At 69.6% G+C, this 26400-nt stretch carries 23 protein-coding genes and 1 pseudogene; 12 read left to right on the top strand and 12 right to left on the bottom strand.

The features are described 5' to 3' along the window. The first annotated feature begins 280 nt into the window (after positions 1 to 280). Entirely contained in the window at positions 281 to 1636 is a 1356-nt protein-coding gene (locus ACIN94_RS25445) for a serine hydrolase domain-containing protein (RefSeq protein ID WP_400710702.1), read from the top strand. Positions 1637 to 1669: 33 nt separating this feature from the next. On the opposite strand, the gene ACIN94_RS25440 is transcribed toward ACIN94_RS25445, so the two are convergent. From ACIN94_RS25440 to ACIN94_RS25430, 3 genes are all read right to left on the bottom strand, one after another. Continuing rightward, positions 1670 to 2569: a hypothetical protein gene (locus tag ACIN94_RS25440; RefSeq protein WP_400710699.1), complete on the bottom strand. Its 900-nt coding sequence runs from the start codon at positions 2567 to 2569 to the stop codon at positions 1670 to 1672. Between the two features lie 194 nt (positions 2570 to 2763). Then, positions 2764 to 4095 carry an MFS transporter gene (locus ACIN94_RS25435; RefSeq protein ID WP_400711003.1) on the bottom strand — a complete coding sequence of 444 codons (1332 nt, stop codon included), beginning with the start codon at positions 4093 to 4095 and terminating at the stop codon, positions 2764 to 2766. A gap of 425 nt (positions 4096 to 4520) precedes the next feature. Continuing rightward, entirely contained in the window at positions 4521 to 5585 is a 1065-nt protein-coding gene (locus ACIN94_RS25430; RefSeq protein ID WP_400710696.1) for a sulfite oxidase, read from the bottom strand. Positions 5586 to 5961: 376 nt separating this feature from the next. Between ACIN94_RS25430 and ACIN94_RS25425 the strand changes: the two genes are divergently transcribed. Continuing rightward, the gene (locus tag ACIN94_RS25425) at positions 5962 to 6810 is read left to right on the top strand and encodes a putative protein N(5)-glutamine methyltransferase (RefSeq protein ID WP_400710693.1); all 849 of its coding nucleotides are present in this window, start codon (positions 5962 to 5964) and stop codon (positions 6808 to 6810) included. Between the two features lie 77 nt (positions 6811 to 6887). Then, positions 6888 to 7016: a hypothetical protein gene (locus ACIN94_RS25420; protein WP_400710690.1), complete on the top strand. Its 129-nt coding sequence runs from the start codon at positions 6888 to 6890 to the stop codon at positions 7014 to 7016. Positions 7017 to 7047: 31 nt separating this feature from the next. Here the strand turns inward: ACIN94_RS25420 and ACIN94_RS25415 are convergent, their stop codons facing one another. Continuing rightward, a complete protein-coding gene (locus ACIN94_RS25415) occupies positions 7048 to 8010 on the bottom strand; it encodes a cation diffusion facilitator family transporter (protein WP_400710687.1) in 963 nt (320 codons plus the stop codon). Between the two features lie 135 nt (positions 8011 to 8145). On the opposite strand from ACIN94_RS25415, the gene ACIN94_RS25410 reads away from it, so the two are divergent. From ACIN94_RS25410 to ACIN94_RS25395, 4 genes and pseudogenes are all read left to right on the top strand, one after another. After that, on the top strand, positions 8146 to 8505 hold the full coding sequence (locus ACIN94_RS25410) for an ArsR/SmtB family transcription factor (protein WP_400710684.1): 360 nt from the start codon (positions 8146 to 8148) through the stop codon (positions 8503 to 8505). 115 nt (positions 8506 to 8620) lie between these two features. Continuing rightward, a pseudogene (locus ACIN94_RS25405) lies at positions 8621 to 9824 on the top strand (Tn3 family transposase); the annotation flags it as partial. A gap of 164 nt (positions 9825 to 9988) precedes the next feature. Continuing rightward, positions 9989 to 10657 carry a HEAT repeat domain-containing protein gene (locus ACIN94_RS25400; RefSeq protein WP_400710681.1) on the top strand — a complete coding sequence of 223 codons (669 nt, stop codon included), beginning with the start codon at positions 9989 to 9991 and terminating at the stop codon, positions 10655 to 10657. Between the two features lie 6 nt (positions 10658 to 10663). Beyond that, positions 10664 to 11668, top strand: a complete 1005-nt coding sequence (locus ACIN94_RS25395; protein ID WP_400710678.1) for a HEAT repeat domain-containing protein — start codon at positions 10664 to 10666, stop codon at positions 11666 to 11668. Here ACIN94_RS25395 and ACIN94_RS25390 read toward each other — a convergent pair. The 3 genes from ACIN94_RS25390 to ACIN94_RS25380 all read right to left on the bottom strand — a co-directional run bounded on the left by ACIN94_RS25390 (position 11600) and on the right by ACIN94_RS25380 (position 12611). Next, positions 11600 to 12076 carry a hypothetical protein gene (locus ACIN94_RS25390; protein ID WP_400710675.1) on the bottom strand — a complete coding sequence of 159 codons (477 nt, stop codon included), beginning with the start codon at positions 12074 to 12076 and terminating at the stop codon, positions 11600 to 11602. The two genes, ACIN94_RS25395 and ACIN94_RS25390, sit on opposite strands and share 69 nt — an antisense overlap. 159 nt (positions 12077 to 12235) lie before the next feature. Beyond that, complete coding sequence (locus tag ACIN94_RS25385; RefSeq protein WP_400711000.1) at positions 12236 to 12370, bottom strand: ATP-binding protein; 135 nt, start codon at positions 12368 to 12370, stop codon at positions 12236 to 12238. Continuing rightward, the gene (locus ACIN94_RS25380) at positions 12363 to 12611 is read right to left on the bottom strand and encodes an ATP-binding protein (RefSeq protein ID WP_400710672.1); all 249 of its coding nucleotides are present in this window, start codon (positions 12609 to 12611) and stop codon (positions 12363 to 12365) included. Before ACIN94_RS25380 ends, ACIN94_RS25385 begins: the two co-directional genes overlap by 8 nt. A gap of 3 nt (positions 12612 to 12614) precedes the next feature. Between ACIN94_RS25380 and ACIN94_RS25375 the strand changes: the two genes are divergently transcribed. Together ACIN94_RS25375 and ACIN94_RS25370 are read left to right on the top strand one after the other, a co-directional pair. Continuing rightward, positions 12615 to 12941, top strand: coding sequence for a hypothetical protein (locus tag ACIN94_RS25375; protein WP_400710669.1), 327 nt, complete (start codon positions 12615 to 12617; stop codon positions 12939 to 12941). A gap of 66 nt (positions 12942 to 13007) precedes the next feature. Then, complete coding sequence (locus tag ACIN94_RS25370) at positions 13008 to 15398, top strand: ATP-binding cassette domain-containing protein (RefSeq protein ID WP_400710666.1); 2391 nt, start codon at positions 13008 to 13010, stop codon at positions 15396 to 15398. A gap of 73 nt (positions 15399 to 15471) precedes the next feature. Here the strand turns inward: ACIN94_RS25370 and ACIN94_RS25365 are convergent, their stop codons facing one another. Continuing rightward, on the bottom strand, positions 15472 to 16203 hold the full coding sequence (locus ACIN94_RS25365; RefSeq protein ID WP_400710663.1) for a transposase: 732 nt from the start codon (positions 16201 to 16203) through the stop codon (positions 15472 to 15474). A gap of 669 nt (positions 16204 to 16872) precedes the next feature. Here ACIN94_RS25365 and ACIN94_RS25360 point away from each other — a divergent pair. After that, a complete protein-coding gene (locus tag ACIN94_RS25360) occupies positions 16873 to 17847 on the top strand; it encodes a tyrosine-type recombinase/integrase (RefSeq protein ID WP_400710660.1) in 975 nt (324 codons plus the stop codon). Between the two features lie 225 nt (positions 17848 to 18072). Here ACIN94_RS25360 and ACIN94_RS25355 read toward each other — a convergent pair whose 3' ends face one another. The 4 genes from ACIN94_RS25355 to ACIN94_RS25340 form a co-directional block, all read right to left on the bottom strand. Further along, on the bottom strand, positions 18073 to 18981 hold the full coding sequence (locus ACIN94_RS25355) for a virginiamycin B lyase (RefSeq protein WP_400710657.1): 909 nt from the start codon (positions 18979 to 18981) through the stop codon (positions 18073 to 18075). Further along, positions 18978 to 19634, bottom strand: coding sequence for a CatB-related O-acetyltransferase (locus ACIN94_RS25350; protein WP_202282908.1), 657 nt, complete (start codon positions 19632 to 19634; stop codon positions 18978 to 18980). The genes ACIN94_RS25355 and ACIN94_RS25350 overlap by 4 nt, the downstream gene beginning before the upstream one ends. Positions 19635 to 19886: 252 nt before the next feature. Beyond that, positions 19887 to 20294, bottom strand: coding sequence for a VOC family protein (locus ACIN94_RS25345; protein WP_400710654.1), 408 nt, complete (start codon positions 20292 to 20294; stop codon positions 19887 to 19889). Positions 20295 to 20633: 339 nt separating this feature from the next. Then, positions 20634 to 23690 carry a Tn3 family transposase gene (locus ACIN94_RS25340; protein ID WP_400710651.1) on the bottom strand — a complete coding sequence of 1019 codons (3057 nt, stop codon included), beginning with the start codon at positions 23688 to 23690 and terminating at the stop codon, positions 20634 to 20636. A gap of 226 nt (positions 23691 to 23916) precedes the next feature. Here ACIN94_RS25340 and ACIN94_RS25335 point away from each other — a divergent pair, with 226 nt between their 5' ends. Together ACIN94_RS25335 and ACIN94_RS25330 are read left to right on the top strand one after the other, a co-directional pair. Further along, positions 23917 to 26022: a DUF4158 domain-containing protein gene (locus ACIN94_RS25335; RefSeq protein ID WP_400710648.1), complete on the top strand. Its 2106-nt coding sequence runs from the start codon at positions 23917 to 23919 to the stop codon at positions 26020 to 26022. Continuing rightward, on the top strand, positions 25973 to 26377 hold the full coding sequence (locus ACIN94_RS25330) for a Tn3 family transposase (protein ID WP_400710645.1): 405 nt from the start codon (positions 25973 to 25975) through the stop codon (positions 26375 to 26377). The genes ACIN94_RS25335 and ACIN94_RS25330 overlap by 50 nt, the downstream gene beginning before the upstream one ends. Positions 26378 to 26400: the final 23 nt, after the last annotated feature.

Raw genomic sequence — 26400 nt, 5'->3', positions numbered from 1 at the left:
CTTCAGGCGGTCGTGAAATTCACGCCTGATCTTCATTTTTCAAAATGAAAATAGCAGTGGGTATCGGCGACGTCAATCGCCGAAAGCGGCTCGCGGATCTCCGCCTTCGAAAGCCGCATTGTGGGCCTTCGCCGACCCGTCTCCGGAACCGTTTCCCACCGGCCCCCTCCATCCCTCATCTCCGGCCTCCCCGGGTCTCCCCGGCCTGGCGGAGATGCCGGCGAGGCTGGGGCGGCATTAGCCTGGGGGCGCTTGTCGTTGTGTCGGAGAGGGGTGACCGATGTCGCCGGTTCTGGAGAGTACGGCCCGGGTGCTGCTGCGCAGGATCGCGGTGGAGCAGGCCGGGTCGCGACTGCCGTCCCTGGCGGCGGCGGTGATCCGGGACGGGCGGCTCGCCTGGTTCGGCGCGCGCGGCAAGGCAGGGGACGCAGCCCCCACCGAGACCACCCAGTACCGGATCGGTTCCATCACCAAGAGCATGGTCGCCACCGTGGTCATGCGGCTGCGCGACGAGGGCCGCGTGGATCTGCTCGATCCGGTCGGCAAGCACGTCCCCGGCACGCCGGTCGGCGAGGTGACGGTGGCCCAGCTGCTGTCGCACACCGCCGGGCTGACAGCGGAGCCGCCCGGCCAGTGGTGGGAGCGGACCCCGGGCATGCCGGTGGAGGAGCTCATCGCGCTGCTCGGCCCGCAGACCGCCCGGCACCGGCCCGGCCGCCGCTTCCACTACTCCAACCTGGGCTTCGCCCTGCTGGGTGAGCTGGTGGCCCGGCACCGGGGGGTGAACTGGGCGCGGGCCGTGCAGGCGGAGATCCTGGAGCCGCTGGGCATGCGCGACACCACGGCGCGGCCGCGTGCCCCGCACGCACGCGGCTACGCCGTGCACCCGTGGGCCGATGTGCTGCTGCCCGAGCCCGAGCATGACGCGCTCGCCATGGCCCCGGCCGGGCAGCTGTGGTCCACCCCCGCCGACCTGGCCCGGTGGGCGGCGTTCGTGGCCGGAGACACCGGCGATGTCCTGGCCCCGGCCACGGTGGCTGAGATGCGCGAGCCGGCGACCGTCGATGACGGCGACGCCTGGACCGGTGGTTACGGCCTGGGCCTGCAGCTGGCCCGGGTCAACGGCCGCCGCCTGGCCGGTCACACCGGCTCCATGCCGGGCTTTTTGGCCACGGTCTGGGCCGACCCGTCCGACAGGGTGGGCGTGTTGTTCATGGCCAACTCCACTTCGGGGGTGAGCCGTACCCTGCTGAGCGAGCTGCTGGCCATCCTCGACGAGCACGAGCCGCGCCTGCCGGCCGAGTGGGAGCCCGCCGCTGTCGACGCCGACCTGCTGGAGCTGGCCGGCCCGTGGTATTGGGGACCGAGCGCGTACGCGCTGCGGCCGCTGCCGGGCCGGGGGCTGTCCCTCACCCCGATCGGCGGCGCCGGCCGTGCCTCCCGGTTCGTCGCCCAGGGCGACGGCACCTGGCTCGGCCTGGACGGCTACTACGCCGGTGAGACGCTGCGCCTGGTCCGCCGGGCCGACGGCTCGCCCAGCCACCTCGACCTCAACACCTTCGTCTTCACCCGCACCCCCTACGATCCCTCGGCCGAGGTGCCGGGCGGGGTGGACGCCGGCGGCTGGCGCGGCTGAGCGGCTGTACGGCGCTGCCCGGCAGGGCCGTGACTACGGCAGGCCGTGGCGCTTTCTGTAGTCGTCCCACACCCTGACGCAGTAGTCGTGGCGCCAGTCCTCCCGCCGGAAACGCCGGCAGGGAGAGGTGCCGGCCTGGGTGTCGGGGCTGTCGGGGAGGACGGAGGTGTCGGGGATGGGGGCGGTCCTGGGAGTGTGCGGGGCGGCGAGGGTTGCGGTGTTGCGGCGGTTACCCCTCTTATCCCGGGGTGCCTGCGGAGGTGTCTGTGAGGTCTCCGGCGCCTTCGGGCCGGCGCTCTGGGGTGATGGCCTCCGGACCGTCTGCGGCGCGCCGGGCTCGTGGTGGTGCCGTCGGCCCTGGGCGCCGAGGACGGTCCGGTTGCGGGGTCGCTCGATCGCGTGCGGCGGGGCCGCTTTCAGGCTGCGGACGGTCCTTGCCGGGGTGATGGCCTGGGGTGCGGCCACGGGCGCGTGAGCGGTGGCCGGCGGGTCCGTCTGCGCCGGTGGGACCGCCAGGTCGTGGCCGGCCACCGGTGACGGGTCGGCCGCAGCGGCGACCTCCACGGGGGACGGCCCAGACACCGGTGACCACCCCGACGACCAGAGGCCGACTCCGGCGGCCGCGAGGAACGCACAGGTCAGCGCGGGCCGCAGGAGCCGGTCACGCGATATCCGCGCTGACGGCCACGGCCGGTGCAACCGGAGCGGCACCAGCGGGGGCGGGAGTGCGGGCGAGCGGGTCGGCCGGATGTCGAGGCTGACCCGTGAGCCGTAGACGAACGGGTCGCCGGCGCCGCCGCAGGCCTCGGCCTGTGGCGCGCCTGGAGGGGTCACCAGGGCGGGGGGTGAGCCCGGCGGCCCGCCGTACGGCCTGCGGCCACGGGGGCCTGTGCTCGGGTCGCGTCTGCGAGTCGAGTCCTGGTCGTTTTTCATCTCGCCTCCCGTGGTCACGTCTGATCTGCCCCAGCGTGCCGAAACTCACGCACCGTGTGTGGGGAATAACGGAATGCTCTTGCGGGCCTGTCGCTGGGATCACGGAGCGAATCCATCTGAACGCATGCAAAGTGCCGGCGGTGCGGGCGCACGACGGAGTGGGGCGTGCCGGTGCCGCGCAGGTTGGTGAACTGCTATTTCTTGTCCGGGCCCCGGCCGGCGCGGGCGGTGAGCGCGGTGAGCGCGGCGAGGAGGGATGCGACGGTGAGCAGGGCCAGGGCGGTCCGGGCCCCGGCGATGCCCGGCCCTCCTCCGTGGTGGAGGGCGAGGGTGACGGCGGCGATGCCCAGCGCGGTCCCGATGCCGCGCGTCATGTTGATCATGCCCCCGGCGGTTGCCGACATGTGTGCCGGCAGGGCGGCCATGACGACGGTGTTGTTGGTCGGCACGAACACCCCCAGGCCCAGGCCGAGCAGCGCCAGCAGCCATACGAGCCGGCCGGGTTCGGCGGGGGCGATCGCCAGCAGGGCGGTTGCCGCGGCGGCGACCAGGGTGCCGGCCACGCACCGGGCCCGGTTGCCCCACCGGCGCGGCAGCAGATGGTCGGCGCCGAGCGCGGCCAGGGCGAACCCTCCGGGCAGCGCGCTCAGCAGCAGACCGGCGTGCAGTTCGCCCAGGCCGCCGTTGACGAGGACCTGCGGGATGAGCACCAGCGGGCCGAACAGGGCGAGGTAGCCGCACAATGCCCCGGCCAGGCCGGCCGCCACCGCCGCCGTGCGCGCCACGGTGACGTCGATGAGGGGGGATGCCGGACGGCGTTCCCAGATCCAGAAGCCGGTGGCGGTGGCGGCTGCGGTGGCGAGCAGAGCCGCGATCGACCATGAGGGCAGTCCCAGTCCGGCTGCCGCCGACAGAGCCAGCAACAGGCTGGTCGTGGCCGCGGAGAGCAGGATCAACCCGGCCCAGTCAAACGGGCCGCCCCGGCTGTAGTGGCGGGTACGGGGCAGCAGGTAGCGGCCGGCGGCGATGGCCGCCAGCCCGACCGGCACGTTGATCCAAAACACCCATCGCCAGCCGGCCGCGGCGACCACCAGCCCGCCCACCGTGGGTCCCACGCCCAGGCCCAGTGCCTGGGCGGCGGCCTGCGCCCCCAGTGCGGTCCGTATCCGCCGCCGGGAGACGCTGGTCGCCACCAGCGCCACGCTGTTGGCCTGGAGCATCGCCGCGCCCACCGCCTGCACCAGGCGGCAGGCCACCAGCGCCGGCAGCGACGGTACGGACCCGCAGGCCGCCGACGCCGCGGTGAACACGGCGAATCCATAAAGGTAGACCCGCTTGCGGCCCGCGACGTCGGCCAGACGTCCCACCCCGATCAGCAGGGCGATCAGGGCGAGCAGATAGGCCAGTGACACCCACTGCACCGCCGCCAGGGCGGCGTGGAACTCGCGCTGCAGCGCCGGGAAGATCAAAGTGACGATGCTGGCGTCCAGCTGCCCCATGAACGCGCCGATGCACACCGAGCCCACCGCGAACAAGGGCGCATACCGATGTTCTCGCACCCTGGCGGGGCGGGCTCGTTCTCCCAGCAGCCCAGGCACCGCTCAGCGTCCGGGCGGCTTCGCGCGGGAGTCGTACCGGTTACCGGTAGCTGTCAGCGGACGCGAGACGAGCTGCGCCGCGCGGGCGGTCTTCACCGGCGGGATCTCCAATCCGGCCAGTCACCGACGTTCCGTGCCCGCGGGGCGTGCCCGCCGGGCCTGGGAGGCGTTGGTGTCCCCATCACCAGTGGTTCTGCGTCAGAACCGCTTTTCAGTCTATTCCGCCCCGTGGCCCCGGTGAGCGGGGCGGGCTTCCTCGTCTCGGGGGCGCCCGCCGCCTGCCGATGATCTCGTGCGGAGGACATCACCGTCCTGGAGGCTCACGGGCCTCGCCGAAGGCGGTGCCGCCGCGTTCAGCGGGAGCAGGTGAGGTGCAGGCGGGCCCAGGAGTTGTTGGCGTAGCCCTGGGGATTCCACAGGGACGCCGGTGATTCGGGTTGTACGGCACCGGTATGGTCCCAGGCGCGGGCGGTGATCTCCACCTCGCCCTCCGGCAGCTCGACGGTGGTGCGCCAGTGCTGCCAGGCCCAGGGGCCGGCCGCCTTGTCCAGCCGGGCCTGGGCCCAGGTACGGCCGCCGTCGATGGACAGGTCCACCCGGGCCACGCTCCGGCCGTCACCGGCGAAGGCGTAGCCGGTGACCTCGGCCGGCCCGGGGGCCGGGCGGGCGCCTTCGCCGGGGCGCAGGATGGCGCAGTTGAGTGCCGCCGGGCCGAGGCTGATGCCCTCTTCCGGGCCGGCCTGGGAGGGGTCGGCCCAGGCGGGCAGGAGGCGGTAGGCGACGGCCTGAAAGTAGTTGCCGGACGGTTCGGCCTGCGCGGTGATGCGCTGCAGCCACTTGACGCTGCGGGCACCGATCCAGCCCGCGACGACCACGCGCAGCGGGGCGCCGTGGACGGCGGGCAGGAGGCGGCCGTTCATCGCCCAGGCCAGCAGGACCTCGCCCGAGGTGGCCTTGGCCGCGGGGATGGAGGCGCCGTAGGGCTGGGGCGGGTCGGCCAGCGGGGAGACGTCGGGGGCGGCGAAGGCGATGTGCGCGGCCTCGGGCCGCAGGCCCGCCTCGGCCAGGACATCAGCCAGGCTCACCCCGGTCCACCGGGCCGTGGAGATGGCGCCGGGCCCCCAGGGTGCCTCCCCGGGAATGTCGCGGACCTCGATCAGCCCGGCGCGGCGGTTGCCCGCGCACTGCAGTGTCGCCACCACCTCCCGCTCGGGGAAGCGGCCGCGCAGCTCCTGCAGCGACAGCTGTAACCGCTGGGTGACCAGTCCGTCCACCACCAGTCGCCAGGTGGCTGCGTCGAGGTGGGGAACGGGGCCGTGGTTGCGGCTGTAGAAGGCCTCCAGCGGGGTGATCAGCTGATCCGCCAGCGCCCCCGGAGGCGGTTCGGCGTTGAACGGCTCCTCCTCATGCACCACCATGTCATCCCGTTTACCCCATTTCGTCATACTTTTCGGGTACCCGGTGCTGGTCTGGGTGATGCACGTCCGGCCAGGTCACCCGGCCTGCCTCGGTCACCGGCGTGCGGGCGTCGCGGCGGCCACCTCGCCCAGGCGGCCGGGGTGGATCCGCAGGCGTGGCGCTCCTGCGAGCGGCACCGGAGCGCACCCGGGTCCGCCCGCCGGGTCTGTCCGTCGCAGGCGGCTGGTAATGTTGCCGTCCCCAGCAGTGGACGTACCGAGAAGGAGGTGGGACCCATTACCGCTGTATCAGGTCGGGTGCTCTCACCTCACGGCCGCGCGGTCCACCCGGCATAGGTGACCGAGAGAGCGCCCTTCGGCATCCCGAAAGGCTCTCGTGTCGCTTCCCCCGTCATCGTCCCCTCCCTCCCCCATCGTCACCGCACTCCGGGCCGCCGGCTGCGTCTTCGCCGAGGACGAGGCCCGGCTGCTCATCGCCGCGGCCCGGACGCCGGCCGACCTCGCCGCCATGGTGGACCGGCGAGCCGCCGGCCTGCCCCTTGAACACGTCCTCGGCTGGGCGGAGTTCTGCGGCCTGCGGATAGCCGTGGACCCCGCGGTCTTCGTCCCCCGCCCCCGCACCGAGTTCCTCATCCGTCAGGCCACCGCCCTCATCCGTCAGGCCGCCGGTCCCGCCGGCCAGGCACTCCCCCGGCCGCGCCCTGTCGTCGTGGACCTGTGCTGCGGCTCGGGCGCGATGGGCGCCGCGCTGGGCGCGGCCCTGGAGCGGGTGGAGTTGCACGCCACCGACATCGATCCCGCCGCGGTGCGGTGCGCCCGCCGTAACCTCGCCGCCACCGGCGGTCAGGTATACGAAGGTGACCTCTACGAGCCGCTGCCCGCCACGCTGCGGGGCCGCGTCGACGTCCTGGTCGCCAGCCCGCCCTACGTACCCACCGAGGCGATCGGGCTGCTGCCCCCGGAGGCCCGCGTGCACGAACCGCGGGTGGCGCTCGACGGTGGCGCGGACGGGCTTGACATCGTACGGCGGGTGATCACCGCGGCGCCGCTATGGCTGGCACCAGGCGGCTACCTGCTGATCGAGACGAGCGAGCGCCAAGCGCCGCAGACCGCCGAAACCGTCGCCCGCAACGGGCTGATCCCGCAGGTGGCCGGTTCCGAGGAACTGGACGCCACCGTCGTCATCGGAACCAGGCCCGCCCTCCAACTGGGCCCGAGCCGCTGACCCAGGCAGAACAGGCGCGTATCGTCCGGGCCGCGGTCGCCGTACTACCCGGTGCGCCGACGAGCGTAGGAGGAACCATGAAGAAGTCGGTTGAAGAGATTCCGGGCAAGCGGGACCACGGAGCAGTGGTGCTCTGGGCCACTGGCTGCGCCGAGCACGTGCTCCCCTGCTTCGAGGAGAGGAGACCGGTGGCAAGCTGCCGGTAGGGCACGGCCGACTCCCCGGATGAAAAGCAGGCTATCGATGGGAGGCCAGGAGAGCATGATGGTCGGGGCCGTCGGGGTCGGCGTGCACGGTGGCCGCGCGCAGGCGAGGCAGGTCGTGGATCAGCTGGTGCTCGGCCTGCACCGCCACGGCGTGCGCTTGGACCAGCGACAGGTCGCGCTCGACCACGATGTCGACCTCGGCGCGAAGGTCATGACCGATCCAGCGCAGCCGCAGCGATCCGACCCGCCGCACGCCGGGAGTGGCGGTGAGAATGTGCTCGGCGCGCTCGACCAGGGCCGGATCGACGGCGTCCATCAGCCGGTGGTAGATCTCCCGGGCCGCGTCCCGCAGCACGGAGCAGATTGCCACGGTGATCGCCAAGCCGACGATCGGGTCGGCGAGTGACCATCCCAGCGCCGCGCCGCCCGCGCCCAGCAGCACGGCCAGTGAGGTGAAGCCGTCGGTACGGGCGTGCAGGCCGTCGGCGACCAGCGCGGCCGAGCCGATCTCGCGGCCGACCCTGATCCGATAGCGGGCCACCCACTCGTTGCCGAGGAAGCCGATCACTCCGGCGGCGGCGACCCAGCCGAGTGCCTGCACGTCCTGGGGGTTGATCAGGCGCTTGACGGCCTCATACCCGGCGAACGCGGCCGAACCCGCGATGACGGCCACGATGATGATCCCCGCCAGGTCTTCGGCCCGGCCGTAGCCGTAGGTGAAGCGGCGGGTGGCCATCCGCCGCCCCAGAGAGAACGCGATCGCCAGCGGCACCGCCGTCAGGGCGTCGGCGAAGTTGTGCAACGTGTCGCCCAGCAGCGCCACCGACCCGGAGAGCGCCACGATCACCGCCTGGGCCACGGCGGTCACCATAAGCGCGGCAAAAGAGGTGGCCAATACGCGCATTCCCCGGCTGCTGGACTCCAGCGCCGCATCGGTCTTGTCGGCGCTGTCGTGGCTGTGCGGGGTGAAGGCATGGCCGGCCCGCGCCGTCAAACGCCTGAGCCGGCCCCTTCCGGTCGGCTCTCCATGCCCGTGGGGCCTATGGGGGGACAAAGAATCGGCATCCTGCTGGTCAGGCATAGCTACCTCACTTGCGGCCGGTGCCCTTTTCCCGGAGTATACGTAGTCATGTACGCACGCGACAATGTCTCAGGTGCCAACCCCTCGCAGGAGCAACCCACCGGCGCGCAGGTGGAGGCCGCCGTCGAGGCATTCCGCATGCTCAGCGACGCCACCCGGCTGCGCCTGATGTGGCTGCTGTCCTCCGGCGAATACGACGTCAACTCCCTGGCCGAGGCCATCGGCACCGCCCGCCCCTCGGTCTCCCAGCACCTGGCCAAGCTGCGCCTGACCGGTCTGGTCCGCACCCGCAGGGACGGCCGCCGCGTCCTATACCGCGCCCGCGACTCCCACGTGCGCAGCCTCATCGGCGAAGCCCTCTTCCACGCCGGCCACGAGGTCTCCGGCATCCCCCGCCACAAGGACTGAGGCCATCGCCCCTTGGATGCCACCACAAACCGCTTGATCAATCACAGGCCAGAATGGATACGGTTCATCGGCTCGTTCAGTCCGCCTGCACGGCGTGGATCGCGGTGAAGGCTTCGAGGTGCACTCCTGGACCGGGTTCCTGGACGCCTTCAAGCACGTGTCCGCCCGGCCCACGCGCACGGAGAGGCTGCTCGTCTCCCTGGTGGCGCTGCTGGTGTCGGAGAGCTGCAACATCGGGTTGACGCCGATGTGTGACCCGAACGAGCGGGTGCTGACCCGCTCGCGCCTGTCGCACGTGGACCAGAACTACCTGCGTGCCGACACCATCGCCGCGGCGAACGCGGCGCTGATCACCGCTCAGGGCCGTATCGAGCTGGCGCAGAGGTGGGGCGGCGGAGGGAGCGGAGGGATCGGTGCGATGGTCGTGCGCGGCACCCCACGCGACAGCCTGTTCACCCTGGACACGCTGCTGGACCTCGACGGCGGCGTCCGCCCCGAGATGGTCGCGACCGACAACGCCTCGTACTCCGACATGGCCTTCGGCCCGTACAAGATGCTCGGCTTCCGCTTCGCCCCGCGCTTCCGCGATCTGGCCGACCAGCGGTTCTGGCGCGCGGACGTGCCCGTGCCGGAAGGCGAGGAGCCGGCCGGGGACTACGGGCCGCTCGAAGCCATCGCGCGTAACAAGGTGAACCTCAAGCGGATCGAGACGCACTGGCCGGACATACTGCGGGTGGCCGGGTCGCTGATCACCAACCAGGTGAAGGCGTACGACCTGCTGCGGATGTTCGGCCGCGAGGGGCACCCCCACGCCGCTGGGAGCGGCGTTCGCCGAGTACGGCCGCATCGACAAAACAATGCACCTGCCCGCCCTGGTCGCCCCGGTGGACGACACCTCCCGGCGGCTGATGAACCGGCAGCTCACCGTCCAGGAGTCCCGCCACCGCCTGGCCCGCGCGATCTGCCACGGCGGCCGCGGGCAGATCCGCCAGGCTTACCGGGACGGACAGGAGGACCAGCTCGCAGCGCTCGGGCTCGTCCTCAACGCCGTGGTGCTTTGGAACACCCGCTATCTGGACGCCGCCGTCGCCCGGCTGTGCGCCGAGGGTCACGAGATCAAGGATGAGGGCGTGGTCCGCCTGTCGCCGCTGAAGGACCGGCACATCAACTTCCTGGGCCGCTATCTGTTCAACATTGCGGCGAGCGGCCCAGCGCAGGGCCTGCGACCCCTGCGTGACCCGGACGCGACCGACGTCGACGACGAGGACGCCGAAGGCCGAGTGCCTGTGTCACAACTCGTGATTCGTGACGTTGCGTGATGTCGGCGTGCACGTGAACGTGCCTCATAACGTCACGCACGTCTCATCTGAATTGGCAGGCACCGAACTCGGTGGACAGAGGGTGCCTGGTGATCTCGCGGCGTGACCCCGCTTGACCTTGACACGGTGACAAGGTCTTCACTGTAGCCAAGGAGGTGGTCCCGATGACCATGCCGAAACAGGACACGGATACGATTCGAGCTTTCCAGGGGCTGGAGGACAGCCGCTCGTCAGTGCGGCTGCGGGCAGCGCTAGCGGTCGGCACGACCCCTGACCCGCGGTTCATCGACAAGCTCATCGAACGATGCGCGATCGAACCCGAATTCTACGTGCGCGACATGCTGACGTGGGCACTCACCCGCCACTCAGCGTCAATGACGGTCCCAGAGCTTCTCAATGAAGTCCGCTCGGAGCGTGCGCAGGCACGAAGCCAGGCGTTGCACACGCTGTCCAAGATCGGGGATCGGCAAGCGTGGCCGGCGATCACACGGGCGCTTCTGTCCGATGCCGACGATGAGGTGGCGCGGAGCGCTTGGCGGGCAGCGGTCGTGCTCGTGCCCGAAGGTGAAGAGCCCGAGTTGGCCGCAGTGTTGTCGACACAGCTCGGGCGAGGCGAACGTGAGATGCAGCGGAGCCTCAGCCGGGCGCTGATCGCGCTCGGTGAGGTGATTTTGCCAACTCTGCGCGCTGCGATGACGGATCTCGACCCTCGCGTGCGCGCGCACGCGATCGCCACGGAACGGCTGTTGCGCGACCCGGATGCCGGATTCGAGTTCGCGATCGAGGAGGCGAAGCGCGTCGTAGCCCTCGGCAGGACCAGCCAGGAGGGGTGATAGGCAGTGTTGATCGGTGATGTGGCACGACGGTCCGGGGTCAGCGCCCGCATGCTCAGGCATTACGACTCGCTCGGCCTGGTGCGGCCAACGGGTCGTACCGACGCTGGCTATCGAGAGTACTCCAGCGAGGACATCCGGCGGATCTTCCATATCGAGAGCCTGCGGTCATTGGGGCTGTCGCTGCGTGAAGTCAGGCGCGCGCTCGATGATCCCGGCTTCACGCCCTCAGAGCTCGTCGACGACCTCATCCGCCAGACGCGAGAACGCATTGCAGGTGAGACGGAGCTGCTCACGCGACTCCGTCGGATCGGTGCCGCGGAACCCGCCGGCTGGGAGGACGTCCTCCAGATCGTTGCACTCCTCCAGGCGTTGGAGTCAAAGAGCGCTGGGAAGCGCCAGCGCGCGGCCTTGTCCTCAGTTGAAGAGGTTCCGGTGCCAGTGGAAGCACTGGTCGAGGCAGCGCTGAGCGAGACGGACCCGAACGTCGCCGGAGCCCTTCGATGGGCTTTGGCGCAATTGGGCGATGGCGGATTGGCGCTGCTGGCGGAGGGCCTCGGCTCACCAGCAGCCGAGGTGCGGAAACGTGCAGTCCAGTCCATCGCCGAGATTCCGAACGGTGAGGCGACCGCACTGCTGCAGGACGCCCTCGCGAACCCCGACATCGTGGTCCGCAGATATGCAGCTCTGGCGCTCGGGGCACGTGGAGTAGCCGACGCGGTCCCGACGCTCATCGATATGGTCGTCGAGGGGACGAATGACGTCGATGCAGCCGATGCACTGAGCGCGCTGGCGAGTCGTCCCGCGTTGGCGGATCAGATCGCCACCAGGCTCGTTGATTGCCTCGCCCACGGCACCGTTGAATCGTCTGCACGTCGACGGCTGACACAGGCGCTCGCGGATATCCCGGGAATCACAGCGTCACGTGCCCTCGCAGAGCTGTCACATGACGAAGACCGTGCCGTTGCGCTTACTGCGGCATACATTCTCGGGATACGCAACGCACGATAACGGATCTTTCCTGGGGTGCTGTGTGCGTAGGGCCCAGTTGTTGCCGGTCACCGCCGACAGGGCCACGGCATCGCCGAGGACTCCGGCTGTACCGCGCTTCACCGCCGCGCGGTACAGCGGGGTGAGTATGTCGTAGGCGGCATCGCCCGGGAAGACCCAGCGCCGGCGGTAATGCCTGTGCAGCCGGGCCGATGACACCCCGCATCCCGGGCAGCGGATGGGCCCTCCGGTTGTCCCCGCCCTGACCAGCACATAGCCGCCGCGATCGATGAGCTCTTCCACAGCCGGCTCGGTCAGGTGGGGGAAGAAGACCCGCAGACAGGCTTCGCCTGCCGGGGGCACGGCATGCTGCACAATGAACTCCGCGGCCGCCTGTTGACGATCAAGTTCTTGGTCGAACCCGATCATCACCGAGCGGCCGCACCCATGCGCGGACCGTTATCCCATCGCGATCAGTCTCGGACACATCTCTCTGTCACGATCCGTGACCGCACCACACACTTTGCGCCGGAGCCGTGCGTGTCGCCGCTGGTGGCCAGATAGAGGTCCCCGCTCCTTCGTAGTTGACTACTTCTTGGCCAGGCGTCCTGCGCCTCGGGTGCGGGCCTGTCGCATGCGGAAGGACTCACCCTCGATGGCCACGACGATGCTGTGATGCAGCAGGCGGTCCAGCAGGCTGACAGCGGTGGTGTGCTCAGGCAGGAAGCGCCCCCCACTGATCGAACGGCCAGTGCGAGCCGATCCCCAACGCGCGGCGCTCGTAAGCAGCCGCGACGAACCGGAACAGCAACTGCGCGCCGGTATCGTCCAGCGGGGCGAACCCCACCTCGTCGATGACGACCAGATCAGCAAGGAGCAGGTTCTCGATCACGCGACCGACGGAGTTGTCGGCCAGCCCTCGATAGAGGGTCTCGACCAGGTCGGCGGTGGTGAAGTACCGCACCTTGTGGCCAGCCTGCTCACCGGACCCGCCATGCGGCACGATGTCCGTGACCGGATCGACCGGGTGTACACGCAGCCGCTGGATGTCGAGGCGCCGGCCCGCGACGTGTCCATGATCGATGGCGAGGTCGAGGTCCTCGAGATCGACGCGCTGCCACAGGAGCGGGGTGACCGGTTCGCCGCGCGCACCGGCTTCGACCCGCGTGCGTTGGCCACGCCGTACCGCTGGTTCCGTATCTCCCCGCGCCGCATCCAGGCTTGGCGCGAGGTGAACGAGCTGTCCGACCGCGCCGACGAAGAAGAACCAGGCGTACTGCTCGAAGCTGGTTAGATCGAGCCAGGCGACGCCGACGAGACCGCGAAGGCGCTCCCCCGCCCACGAGATGATGGAGACACGATGAGCAAGGCCACGAGGACCGACACACCGTCGCCCGCGTTGCACGTTGCCGACAGCCACGATCTGATCCGCGTGCACGGCGCGCGCGTGAACAACCTCAAGGATGTCAGCGTCGAGATCCCGAAGCGCCGGCTGACGGTGTTCACTGGCGTCTCCGGCTCGGGCAAGAGCTCGCTGGTGTTCGGCACGATCGCCGCGGAGTCGCAGCGGCTGATCAACGAGACCTACAGCGCCTTCGTGCAGGGCTTCATGCCGACGCTGGCGCGGCCCGAGGTCGACGTACTCGAAGGACTGACGACCGCGATCCTCGTCGACCAGGAGCGGATGGGGGCCAACCCCCGTTCCACGGTCGGCACCGTCACCGACGCCAACGCGATGCTGCGCATCCTCTTCAGCCGGCTCGGCCGGCCGCACATCGGCTCGCCCCAGGCCTTCTCCTTCAACGTCGCCTCCATCAGCGGAGCGGGTGCGGTCTCGTTCGAGCGCGGGGGGAAGAGTGTGAAGGAGCGGCGCGACTTCAGCATCACCGGCGGCATGTGCCCGCGCTGCGAGGGCATGGGCCGGGTCACCGACATCGACCTGTCCCAGCTCTACGACGACTCCAAGTCGCTCAACGAGGGTGCGCTCACGATCCCCGGCTACAGCATGGACGGCTGGTACGGCCGGATCTTCAGCGGCTGCGGCTTCTTCGACCCCGACAAGCCGATCCGCAAGTACACCAAGGCCGAGCTCCACGACCTGCTCTACAAGGAGCCGACCAAGATCAAGGTCGACGGCATCAACCTGACGTACGAGGGCCTGGTCCCGAAGATCCAGAAGTCGATGCTCTCCAAGGACAAGGAGGCGCTGCAGTCGCACATCCGGGCGTTCGTGGACCGGGCGGTCACCTTCACCGCCTGTCCCGAGTGCGGCGGCACCCGGCTCAGCGAGGCGGCCCGGTCGTCGCGGATCGGCGGGATCAACATCGCCGACGCCTGCGCGATGCAGATCAGCGACCTGGCCAAATGGGTCCGCGGCCTTGACGAGCCGTCGGTGGCGCCGCTGCTTGCGACTTTGCAGCAGACCCTCGACTCGTTCGTGGAGATCGGGCTGGGCTACCTCTCGCTCGACCGGCCGTCGGGCACGCTGTCGGGCGGCGAGGCACAGCGCGTCAAGATGATCCGCCACCTCGGCTCCTCGCTCACCGACACCACCTATGTCTTCGACGAGCCCACCATCGGCCTGCACCCCCATGACATCCAGCGGATGAACGACCTGCTGCTGCGGCTGCGGGACAAGGGCAACACGGTGCTCGTCGTGGAGCACAAGCCGGAGGCGATCGCGATCGCCGACCACGTCGTCGACCTCGGCCCCGGCGCCGGTACGGCGGGCGGTACCGTCTGCTTCGAGGGCACCGTCGAGGAGCTGCGGGCCAGCGGCACCATCACCGGCCGCCATCTCGACGACCGGGCCACCGTCAAAGAGAAGGTGCGCAAGCCCACCGGCACGCTGGAGATCCGCGGCGCGACGGCGAACAACCTGCGCGACGTCGACGTCGACATCCCGCTCGGGGTGCTCGCCGTTGTCACCGGCGTCGCCGGCTCCGGCAAGAGCTCGCTCGTGCGCGGGTCGATCCCCGCAGGCGCGGGTGTGGTGTCGGTCGACCAGGGCGCGATCCGCGGCTCGCGACGGAGCAACCCGGCGACCTACACCGGACTGCTCGACCCGATCCGCAAGGCGTTCGCGAAGGCCAACGGTGTGAAGCCGGCGCTGTTCAGCGCCAACTCCGAGGGCGCCTGTCCCAGTTGCAACGGCGCCGGCGTCATCTACACCGACCTGGCGATGATGGCCGGCGTCACCACCATCTGCGAGGAGTGCGAGGGGAAGCGGTTCCAGGCATCGGTGCTGGACCACCACCTCGGCGGCCGCGACATCAGCGAGGTGCTCGCGATGTCGGTGACCGAGGCCGAGGAGTTCTTCGGCGCCGGCGAGGCGCGCACGCCGGCCGCGCATGCCATCCTCGGCCGGCTCGCCGACGTCGGGCTCGGCTACCTCAGTCTCGGCCAGCCGCTTACCACGCTGTCCGGCGGCGAGCGGCAGCGGCTCAAGCTGGCCACCCACATGGCCGAGAAGGGCGGTGTCTACATCCTCGACGAGCCGACCGCCGGCCTCCACCTCGCCGACGTCGAGCAGTTGCTCGGCCTGCTCGACCGGCTCGTCGACTCCGGCAAGTCGGTCATCGTCATCGAGCACCACCAGGCGGTCATGGCGCACGCCGACTGGATCATCGACCTCGGTCCCGGAGCCGGCCACGACGGCGGCCGGATCGTCTTCGAGGGCACACCCGCCGACCTCGTCGCCGCCCGCTCCACCCTCACCGGCGAGCACCTCGCGACCTACGTCGGCACCTGACCGAGGCCCTCGCGGACACCGTGAGACGAGTTCTCTCCTCTGTTTCGACTTGTCCTGACCGGTAAAGGGTGCTCTACTTCTCCGCCTGGCGGGGTGGCTTGACCCGTTGGGTGTCGGAACTATCCCTCATCGTCGGCGATACCCCACCGGTCGACGGGGTATCGCCGAGGTGAGCCCAGAAGCCGCCAGTTCGAGCTCCTGCCCCAGCGTCGAGCACCTCGCGCAGCCGCCGCCCCGAGTCCTCGAAGACAGGAGCAGATCCATTCGGCGGGCGGTGATCGTAGAGGTTCAGGACGCGCTGCATCTTGGCGATGAAGTGCGGGTCGGTGGAGGACTTCCACGTCGTGGTGGTCTGCCGGCGCACCCCGCCCGCACGCAGGATCCGCCTCAGGTGCTCACGGCTGATCGCCGCCACCACACCCCGGGTGATGAGGTGCTCGGCCAGGGTGCGCAGACTCCAGGTGGAGTGCCCGGTGATGCCCCATTCGGCGGGGACCGTCTTGGCGATCAGGCAGATGTGCTCACGCACCTGGCTACTGATCGCTCGTGGACGGCCCCCGTTCCATTTTGGGTCCAGTGCGTCGAACCCCTTCTCGTTGAAGGCGTGGATGACATCCCGCACGTAGTCGTCGCTGACCTGCATCAACGAGGTGATGTCCGGGACGCTTTGGCCCTGGCCGGACATCATCACCACGATCGCCCGCCGCAGCTTGACCGGATCCTTCGCGCTCCGCGTGATCCGCTGCAGCCTGTGGCCTTCCTCCATGGTCAACGGCCGGACGAACACTTCCGGTCGGCGAGCCACGACCACCTCCCGACATCGAAGAGGCAGCCAGCCTGGCGGATTCACCGCCGGAGATCAGTTACCCCTCCAAGATTCGGTGACGGGCCACCAGTACACGCGATCGCGTTGCCCCTGGTGGCAGCCCCCGCCGTCGCTCTGCTTTGGTGGCACGATCGCGCAGAGTGGTCCTGCCAAGTGAAGGACCTGCCATAGCCACGCCTGAATGACTGCTGACGACGGTGGTTCGGGTGCCGGATCGTGGTGGGTCACCCTCCAATGTTCCGGACAAGCAACCTTAATCGGGGTCAGGACGCGATATCCCCATGACATACCGTCACCGAACCTTTGACCGTCCTCGATGGGGTTGCCTGACAGACGGTGCGGGTGTGTCGCGGTGAGAGCCGGTTGACGCCGCAGCGCGCCGGCGAGCACCGGCCGATCGGCCCTCGCCGAGGACGGGGCGGGGTGGGGATGTGACGGCGGAGGGGGTTGAGGAACATCCATGTCAGATCGTGCGCTAAGGATCCGTCGGCCCTGGTGGGCGTCTGACGGAGCATCGACGACCGGACCCGCCTGAAGCCGTCCCACGGATAACACCCTATTATCTGCGGGAACAAGATTCGCCACGTGCGGTGATGCCCTCGGGCCGCTGCGTGAAGCGTCCCTATTATCCGTGGCAAGGGGGAAGCGGTGCCCACCGTCGTGCAACTGCCGACCGGGAAGGTGCTGACCGTCCGCGCGGCGGCCGATGCCTTCCTCGACTCGCTCGGAAACCCGAACACAATCCGCAGCTACTCGGCCGGCGTCGGCAAGACCGCTGAGCGGATCGGCGAGGCCCGTTCGCTGGGATCGGTCGCCGACGACGAGATCGGGGAGGCCCTGGAACTGCTGTGGGGCACCGCGGCGGTCAGCACTTGGAATGCCCGACGGGCGGCGGTGCTGTCGTGGCTGGGCTGGTGCGAGGAGTACGGCTACGACGGTCCTTCCGTCCCGGCCTGGACGAAGCGGCTGGCGGTGCCGGACTCCGAAACCCCGGCCCGCTCGAAGATGGCTGTGGACCGACTCATCGCCCGGCGCGAGGTTCACCTGCGGGAGAAGACGCTGTGGCGGATGCTCTACGAGACCGCCGCCCGCGCGGAGGAGATCCTCGGCGTGAACATCGAGGACCTGGACCTCGCCGCGCGCCGCTGCCCGGTCAAGGCCAAGGGCGCCCGGAGCAAGGCCCGCCGCCGGGGCCAGGCTCGCGAGGACTTCGTCCTGGAGACCGTCTACTGGGACGCCGGCACCGCCCGGCTCCTGCCCCGACTGCTCAAAGGCCGTACCCGGGGCCCGGTGTTCGTCACCCACCGCCGCCCCGGCCCGGGGAAGGTCGTCAGCCCGCGCGACGTGTGCCCGGACACCGGCCTGGCCCGCCTCTCCTACGGCCAGGCCCGCGCGCTGCTGGACGAGCACACCGCCGTACGCGGGCCGGGCACCGGCTGGGACCTGCACGAGTACCGCCATTCCGCCCTGACCCACCTCGGCGAGCAGGGCGCCTCCCTGCTGATGCTGATGGCGAAGTCCCGGCACAAGAAGCCGGAGAACGTCCGCCGCTACTTCAAGCCGTCCCCTGAGGCGATCTCGGAGCTGACGAGCCTGCTCGCGCCTGGCGACGCGCGCCGCTGAGCCCTGCTGGGGTGTGACCCAGATGCACCAGAAACCCGCCACAGGATGATCTCGGAGCGTTGAGCATCCCTCGCACCCGTTCGGCCCAGTGTCGTTGGTGGTGACGTTGGGTTTCGTCTTGGGGCGGAGTGGTTGTGACCTCGATCGAGAGGACTGATGGGGTGTGTGGCATTGCTCATGAGTGACGACTCGTGAACAAAGCCAGGGAGTGAGTGGGCAGCCTGGTCAGGTGGTGCTGTCCGCTGGGGCGATGCGGGCGAGTGCGCCGATCTCCAGTGCGGTCCACAGGGCTCCGTCGGGGCCGGGGGTGATGCCGTGTGGTTCGGAGTGAGGGGTGGGCAGGTCGTGGACGGCGAGGGAACCGTCGGGGGTGATCGTGCCGACGCGGTTGCCACCCCATTCGGTGAACCATGCGGTGCCGTCGCCGTCGACGGTGACGGCGTGCGGTCGGGCGGTGCGGTCGGGCAACGGGAACTCGGTGATCTGCCCGTCGGGAGTGATCCGTCCGATCTGCCCGGCGGCGATCTCGACGAACCACAGCGCTCCGTCGCGGCCTGCGGCGATCCCGACCGGCGCTGCCGCCTCCGTCGGCAGGGGATGGAGGGTGACCGCACCGTCCATGTCGATCCGCCCGATGGCGTTGGCCTGGTTGAGGGCGAACCACATACCGCCGTCGTCACCGGCGGTGATCGCTGAGGGAAACGCGCCGGTGACGGGCAGCGGGAACTCGGTGATGTGGCCGGTGACGGTGATACGGCCGATGCGGTCGGCGGCGGTCTCGGTGAACCACAGCGCACCGTCGGGTCCCGCCGCGATGCCGAACGGCCCGCAGCCGGGGGTGGGAATGCCGAATTCGTCGATGACACCGTCGGTGGTGATCCGCCCGATCCGGTCCGCCCGGTACTGGGTGAACCACAGGGCGCCGTCGGGGCCGGGGGTGATGACGGTCGGCCCGCAGTCGGGGTCGAGCCGGTGGCTCGTCGGCTTCTCGCCGGGGACGAGCCGACCGATCCGGCCACTGTGGACGAGGGTGAACCACAGCGCGCCGTCCGGTCCCGTGGTGAGGGCGTAGGGTCCGGCCGTACTGTCGGCCACCGCGTGCTCTTCGATGGATACCTGGGGCGAATGACTCAAAGGGGCTTCCCCAATCCGTGCTCGGTGGCGATGCGTTCGATGTCGGCCGGGGTTCCGGCCATGATGGTGCGGGCGTGTTCGGTGACGAGGTCGGCGGGCCAGTCCCACCACGCGGCGCGCTGCAGCCGCTCGATGCCGGCGTCGTCGAACCGTTGCCGGATCGGTCTGGCCGGGTTGCCGCCGACGATCGTGTAGGGCGGCACGTCGGCGGTGACCATGGCGCCAGCCGCGATGATGGCGCCGTCGCCGATCCGTACGCCGGGCATGACGGTTGCCCGGTAGCCGAACCAGACGTCGTTGCCGACGACCGTGTCGCCGCGGCTGGGCATGGCGGTGACGATGTCCAGAGTCTGCTCGGCCCACCGGCCGCCGAACATGGTGAACGGGTACGTGGACACCCCCATCGCCGGATGCTCGGCACCGGCCATCAGGAATGTGGTCCCCGAGGCGATCGCGCAGTACTTGCCGATGATGAGACGCTCCGGCCCGTAGGCGTAGAGGACGTTGCGGTGCTCGAAGTCCGTGGCGCCGTCCGGGTCGTCATAGTAGGTGTACTCGCCCACGGCGATGTTCGGTGAGGTGACCAGCGGGTTGAGGAACACCACGCGGTCGTGGGCGGGCAGCGGGTGAACGGTGGTCGGGTCAGGTGACAAGGCCGGGGTCCTTTGCGGGGGTTGCGGGATACTGATGTCGCACGCGGTCGGGGGCCGGGCGTTGCCGGGGCATGGCTCGGATGTGGCCTGACGCGGCGGGACCTCAGGCGTTCTCGGGGGCGGACGGAGTGACTCACTCGACGAACTGGACGATCACGCCCGTTGGGGTCGGTGACCTGGAAGAGGCGCTCGCACGGCAGTTGAACCCCGCCACGGAGTGCAGGCCAGGGAGTGCCCTGGCCTGCCACTGCCTCAGGATGCCGTCGGCTGCTCCTGGTGGCTGCCATAGGGCCGTGTGATGATCTCCATGCCGTGCCCGGCCGGATCCATGAAGTACAGGCCGCGCCCACCGTGGTGGTGGTTGATCTCTCCAGGCTGCTTCAGATGCGGATCGGCGTAGTACGTGATCCCGGCCTGCTGGATTCGCGCGAAGGCAGCGTCGAACTCCTCGTCGGAGACGAGGAACGCGTAGTGCTGCATGACGATCGACTCCGCCGGCGGGATGGCGGCGAAGTCCAGGGTGACCCCGTTGCCGGTGGCCACGGGAATGAAGGGGCCCCACTCGGTCCCGACCTCAAGCCCCAGGATGTGCGCCAGAAACTCGGCCGACTCCCGGTTGTCCCGGGCATGGATGATGCTGTGATTCAACTCAACTGACATGTGTGGAATGCCTCCGCAAGGCAATCTCACGGGCACCTCCATGCCTCACCCAGCCGGTGACCGACACGCGATGCCGTGCCCGTGATCCTAAACAGCAACGCTCACGCTGTCGAGTCGTCATCCGAGGAAGTCCGCATCGCCTCACTGCTGGCGTCGATCGCCGCCCAGTGGGCCCGCGTCACCCGTCAGGCCCTTGTACGGCAGGCCGAGTCGCAGTACCGGCGCGACCGCCCGCTGCCTTTGAGCAGCTCCATGCCGCACTGGCCGCACCGCCGGACGTACCTCCTGGCCATATCTCCAGGGTCCTCCCATCCGTCGGTGCGGGCCAGGGACCCTGGGTCATTCCTCGTCGGTGGCGTCCGGATCGCGAAGCGGACGCAGGCCGCCCGGCAGGTCGGGAAGCTGGAAGGAGTACCGGCCGAGCATGTTGATGTGGTGCCGCACGAACGGCGAGAGGCGGGCCACGTCCTCGTCACGGACGTCGAAGCCGTCCGCCCGCAGCTCGTTCACCGCGGCGTCCATGTATCGCGTGTTGAACAACACAAGGGCGTTTAGGACCAGGCCCAGGGCGCCGATCTGGTCCTCCATGCCGTCCTGGTAGCGCTGGTAGAGCTGCCCGGATCGGCCGTGGAAGATCTTCCGGGCGAGGGAGTGACGGCCCTCCTGGAGGTTGGCCTGGCTCTTGATCTGCCGCCGGTAGCCGGGCTCGTCGGCCAGGCGCAGAATGTGCAGGGTCTTGGCGATACGCCCGTAGTGGGCGATCGCGTCGCCGAGCGGGGTGGGGCGGCCGTCGCGGGACAGCATCCGGATCACGTCGTACGCGCGCACGGCGCCGGTGTGGATGGAACCGATGATCCGAAGGATGTCCTCCCAGTGGCGTTCGATCCTGGCGAGGTCGACCCGGCCGCGGGCCGCGTCCTGGAAGGCGCCGTAGTCGGCTGCGCGGTCGATGCGCCACATCTTCTGATCCGGCAGGTCAGCGAGCTGCGGCGCGTACGCGAACCCCGCCAAGGTGAGCAACCCGAAGACAATGTCGCTGTAGCTCGCGGTGTCGGTGACGATCATCTCGGGGCGCTTGCCGCCGTCGCGGTCGTAGAGGACGTCCAGCACGTACAGCGAGTCGCGCGGGGTGCCGGCCACCACCTTTCCGCCCAGCCCCGCGGCCTGGTCGTTGATCATGTTCAGCCAGGTCGCCCCGCCCCGGCGCCCGAAGTACTTCGGGTTCGGCCGCGCGTACACCGACGGCACGGGGACGACGAACCGCATGCCGTCCACGGAGGCGACCAGGCCGCCGCCCCACGCCTGCGTGAGCGGGATGGCTGCCTGGTAGTCGATCAGCGTGGCGTTCGCGGCCCGGTACGTCGCCAGCCGCAGATACGTCTGGTCGACATGGGACAGCCGCCCGTACTTCAGCGCGTCCGCGGCTCCGATGACCGGGGTGTAGCCGACGTTGCAGCTATGCGCGACCAAGAGCGCGGTGATCGTCACGTGCAGGTCCTTCAGCCGGGCCTCGCCGCCGGTGACCGAGGTGAATGCCTGGTCGGCACTGGTCCACGAGAAAACCTCCAGCAGCGCTTCCGGCAGGTCGACACGGGGCAGCATCGCCTCCACTGCCTCGCGCAGTTGGCGCAGGGAGGCGGGTTCGGGCTCCGGTTCCAGGGCGGCGAAGTGCAGGCGGCCGTCGTCGTCGAACACAATCTGGGAGTTCGCCGGCACTCGCGCGGCGACCTCGCGGTAGGTGCCGTCCAGCAGTGCGGCCCTCGCCGCCAGGTGCTCACCCGCCTCGGCGGGCAGGTTGAGCGAGGCGAGCACGGACGGCTTCGCCTGCACCCATGCGTCGCCGTCGAGCAGCTTCGCCCGCGGGTCGCCCCACTTGGAGGAGTTCTTCGCGAACACCTCCCGCCGGCGCAGCATCCGGTGCAGCTGCTCTAGCACGCAGAATGTGTACGCCTTCCAGTTGACCGTGCCCGGCTCCAGGTGCGGCGCGGAGAGCACCAGGCGCCGCCATGACCCGGTGAGCAGGCTGGTGTCGATCTCGGCGGGGCCGACCTTCTTGCGTCCCATCAGGTCCGGCAGCGACTTCAACGCCTTCAGGACCGGCAGGCCGTCTGGCGTGGCGCCGAAGTCGACCACCGTCACCAAGAGCTTCAGGAATGGCCGCACGGTGCCGAACCGGGTGACCAGCTGGGCCCGCCATGCCTCGTCCGCGTCCGAGTCGAGCGGCGGAGTCAGCTCGAACAGCGCAGCGATCGCCGACGCCAGCTCGTGCCGGGGCACTACCTGCTCGATCCGCTCCCACATCGCCTCCAGCGTCTCCACCTCGGGCGGGCTGATCTCTCCGGTGTCGGTGTCGATCTGCTCGCTGGTGGTGTCGAACACGATCTGGAACGCGGCGGCCAGTTTCGCCGACGCCCTCTCTACTCGCGGCAGGGTCCTCAGCTTCTCCTTCGCCGTCTCCCGCTCCGCCCTCGCCAGCAGCTTCGTCGCGATCAGCACCTCCAGCAGGTCCAGGGCATCATCGACCGCCCGAGACGTCAGGTAGACCGCGGTCGCCAGCAGCGTGGCCAGGCGCCGGGAGTCACCGTGCCGCTTGAGCAGAGATGCCTTGCCATCGATGCCGTACCGGGACAGCTCCGCCAGCCGTCGCGGCGGTATCGCGGACACGTCCACCTCGCCCATCTCGAAGGCGGCGATCTCCTGCGCCCGCTCCAGCGCCCACTTCATCTGGGGCCCGGAGATCCGCACCGGTCCTCGGCGCAGTCGGTCCAGCTCCGACACCCGGGCGCCCGGCGGAACGGACAACAGCGAGTCCAGCACCGCCCGCTGACCGACGCTCAGCAAGCCGTACAGGGTGTCCCACAGCCGGTTGTTCGCTGCCTCCCGGACAGTGCCCACCAACCGGGCCAGGCGGCTGGCCCCGGGCAGCAGCACCCGGCGCTCACGCAGCCACCCAGCCGCCGCGTCGAACAGTGACTTCGGCCCGTCGCCAGTCGTCCAGGCCCGCGCGTCCAGCCACTCACTCAGCTCGCCCCGCACCTCGGCGAAGTCACGCCAGCCCCCGGCCTCCTGGATTTCCCCGGCGTGCGTACGGGCCGTCCCGTCCCGCTCGCCGTACTCCTTGAGGCACGACGGATCAGCAATGCCCAACTGCTCGGCCAGGTACTCGGCCACCTCCGCCGGCACGTGCCGCGGGTCCGGCATGAACCGGCCCAAGTAGCGCACGCTCGTCAGCTGGACCGAGAAGCCGAGCCGGTTGTGCGGACGCCGCTTGGCCTGCACTTTCTCCAGATCCGAGTCATCCAGGAAGAAGTACCGCTCCAGCTCCGCACGCGACGGCGCTCCGTTGAACGCCGCGTACTGGGCTGCCTGTTGATCCGACAGGAACTCGACCACCACCAGGTCCTCCGAAGATCGACAACATCGACCCGCGAAGGCTGCGCCGTACGATCAGCCCAGGTCAAAGGGTCAATCGAGGCCGCGAGGGCTTAGCGCACGATCTGACATGGATGTTCCTCAACCCCCGGGTGCCACCGGAATACGGCAGAAACAGGCCACGCACTTGATCATCAGTCGTTAGAATCCTGGGATTCGCGCTGGTTGGTGGCGGTTTTCGGGGGGTCGTGTGGCATCAATCGACCGGATGGCGTACCCGAGGTTCACGCGTGCGGTGTCGGTGTGGGAGCTGGTGGAGGTGTTCACTCCGTCGGCTGGCGAGGTGGAGTGGGCCCGCGGCAAGACGCACGATGATCAGACTCTGTTGGCCTTGCTGGTGTGGTTGAAGGCCTATCAGCGGTTGGGGTACTTCCCGAAGTTGGCCGAGGTGCCGGCGGTGGTTGCCGAGCACATCTGCGGTGTGGTCGGCCTGCCGGAGGGCGTAGTGCTGGCCGAGGCCGCGGAGCGGTCGGCCACGCGGCACCGGAACTACGTGCGTACTCGGATGGGCGTCACCTACAATGCGGCCGGGGTGCGGACAGTGGCGGCCGAGGCGATCCGCAAGGCGGCGCAGGCGAAGGACAACCCGGCTGACTTGATCAACGTGGCGTTGGATGAGCTGGTCCGCGCGCGGTGCGAGCTGCCCGGCTACACGACGCTGGACGAGCTGACGAAGAAGATCCGCACGGAGGTGAACCGCGGGTTCTTCTCGCTGGTGTCCAGCCGGGTCGACGCTGCCGCCAGGGCGCGGCTGGGCCGGTTGCTGGTGGTCGATCCGGTCACCCGGCGCGAGTACGACGGGTTGAAGGACGTGGCGCAGGCCGCGTCGCTGGGCAAGTTCAAGGGCCGTCTGGCGTTCCTGCGGGACTTGGACGCGCTCGGCCCGACCGAGGTCTGGCTGGAGGGGGTCCCGCCGGGGAAGATCGCACATTTCGCGGGTGAGGCGCGGGTGACCGACGTCGCGGACCTGCGCAAGGTGCTGGATGAGGACAAGCGGCTCACACTGATCGTCAGCTTGCTGCACACGGTGCGGACCGGGGTGCGGGACGACGTGGTGACGATGTTCTGCAAGCGGATCGCGGCGATCCACAAGAAGGCCCGCGACCAGCTGGAGGCGCTGCGAGAGATCCATCGGGCCGAATCCGAGCGGCTCCTTGGCGTGTTCGGCGACGTCCTGAACGGCGTCAGGGAAGCCGTCACACCCGCTGAGCAGCCGGTGGGTGGCCCGGCCATGGATGCTTCGGGAGACGGCCGGGCCACGGAGGCGGTGGCTGAGCGTGCCGGGCGTCTGGTGCTCAAAGCGCTGGAGCAGGCGGGTGGGCTGGAGGCATTGGCGGCCGCGCATGAGGCGGTGTCAGCGCATCACGGCAACAACTACCTTCCGCTGCTGGACCAGCACTACCGCTCGCATCGCTCCGCGCTGTTCACCTTGGTGGAGTCGATTGGCCTGGAGTCGACCAACGCCGATCGCAGCGTCCTGGACGCGGTGGAGTACCTGCAAGCCCAGCGGAACGCCCGCGCCGTATCCGTCCCTGACCGGATCACGGTGGAGCGGGACGGCCCAGACGGCGCCCCGGCGACGATCGCCCTGTCGGTCGATGTGGACGCGTTCGCCTCGGCGATGTGGCGGAAGATCCTCAAGGATCCGGCCCGGCCGGGGATGCTGGTGCGCCGTCACCTGGAGGTGTGCGTGTTCTCCTACCTCGCCGCGGAGCTGCGGTCAGGGGACATCGCGGTGGCCGGGCTGGACTCCTATGCCAATCTGCAGGACCAGCTCATGCCCTGGGAGGAGTGCGCGCCGCTGGTGCGGGAGTTCTGCGCCGAGGCCGGCCTCCCGACGGAGTCGGCCGAGCTGACCGGTCACTACAAGAAGCTCCTGGCCGAGACCGCCGCCGCGGTGGACGCCGGCTACCCGGGCAACACCGATCTCGTTCTGGAGGGCGGCCGTCCCGTCCTGCGCCGCCGCAAAGGCGCCGAGCGGAGCAAGGAAGCGCTCCAGTTGGAGGAGACCGTGCACGACTGGCTGCCGCAGCGGGACCTGCTCGACATCCTCACCCGGACGGCCTACCAGCTGGGCTGGCACCACCACTTCGGGCCCGCATCGGGCTCCGACCCGAAGATCAAGGAAGCGCTTGGCCGGTACGTGCTGACGGTGTTCACCTACGGCACTCTGCTCGGCCCGGCCCAGGTCGCCGCGCACATGCGGCGCGAACCAGCACGCCACCAGCGAGAAGATCGGCCGCGCGGTGCGCACCATCACGCTGCTGCGTTACCTGTCGGATCCGGACCTGCGTGAGCAGATCACCCAGGTCACCAACCGCAACGAGGCCTTCCATGGGTTCGCCGACTGGCTGATGTTCGGCGGCAAGCTCATCGGCCACAACGACCCGGACTACCACGAGAAGATCATCAAGTTCAACGAGCTGCTCGCCAACTGCGTCATCTACTCCACCGCCTGCGACATCACCGACGCAGCCAACGCCATCGCCGCGCAGGGCCGTCCTGTCGACCCCGATGACCTGGCCACCATCTCGCCCTACATCACCCACGTGATCCGCCGGTTCGGCAACTGGACCCTCAACCTCACCCCGCCGGCCGCCGCACCGACCACGCACCTCGATCTGGAATCCCGCGTCCTGTTCGCGCCCTGAGCCCCTGCGACGGCCGGGCTGGT

Source organism: Streptosporangium sp. NPDC087985, assembly GCF_044741965.1.
Taxonomy (GTDB): domain Bacteria; phylum Actinomycetota; class Actinomycetes; order Streptosporangiales; family Streptosporangiaceae; genus Streptosporangium.
Note: the sequence above shows the minus strand (reverse complement) of the source record. Positions and strands in the feature narration are given on the sequence as shown.

What these genes read in the sequence shown, in the direction of transcription:
- ACIN94_RS25445 (WP_400710702.1), top strand. Translation starts at nt 281, where the DNA reads ATGTCGCCGGTTCTGGAGAGTACGGCCCGGGTGCTGCTGCGCAGGATC.
- ACIN94_RS25440 (WP_400710699.1), bottom strand. Translation starts at nt 2,569, where the DNA reads ATGAAAAACGACCAGGACTCGACTCGCAGACGCGACCCGAGCACAGGC.
- ACIN94_RS25430 (WP_400710696.1), bottom strand. Translation starts at nt 5,585, where the DNA reads ATGGTGGTGCATGAGGAGGAGCCGTTCAACGCCGAACCGCCTCCGGGG.
- ACIN94_RS25420 (WP_400710690.1), top strand. Translation starts at nt 6,888, where the DNA reads ATGAAGAAGTCGGTTGAAGAGATTCCGGGCAAGCGGGACCACGGAGCA.
- ACIN94_RS25410 (WP_400710684.1), top strand. Translation starts at nt 8,146, where the DNA reads ATGTACGCACGCGACAATGTCTCAGGTGCCAACCCCTCGCAGGAGCAA.
- ACIN94_RS25400 (WP_400710681.1), top strand. Translation starts at nt 9,989, where the DNA reads ATGACCATGCCGAAACAGGACACGGATACGATTCGAGCTTTCCAGGGG.
- ACIN94_RS25390 (WP_400710675.1), bottom strand. Translation starts at nt 12,076, where the DNA reads ATGATCGGGTTCGACCAAGAACTTGATCGTCAACAGGCGGCCGCGGAG.
- ACIN94_RS25370 (WP_400710666.1), top strand. Translation starts at nt 13,008, where the DNA reads ATGAGCAAGGCCACGAGGACCGACACACCGTCGCCCGCGTTGCACGTT.
- ACIN94_RS25345 (WP_400710654.1), bottom strand. Translation starts at nt 20,294, where the DNA reads ATGTCAGTTGAGTTGAATCACAGCATCATCCATGCCCGGGACAACCGG.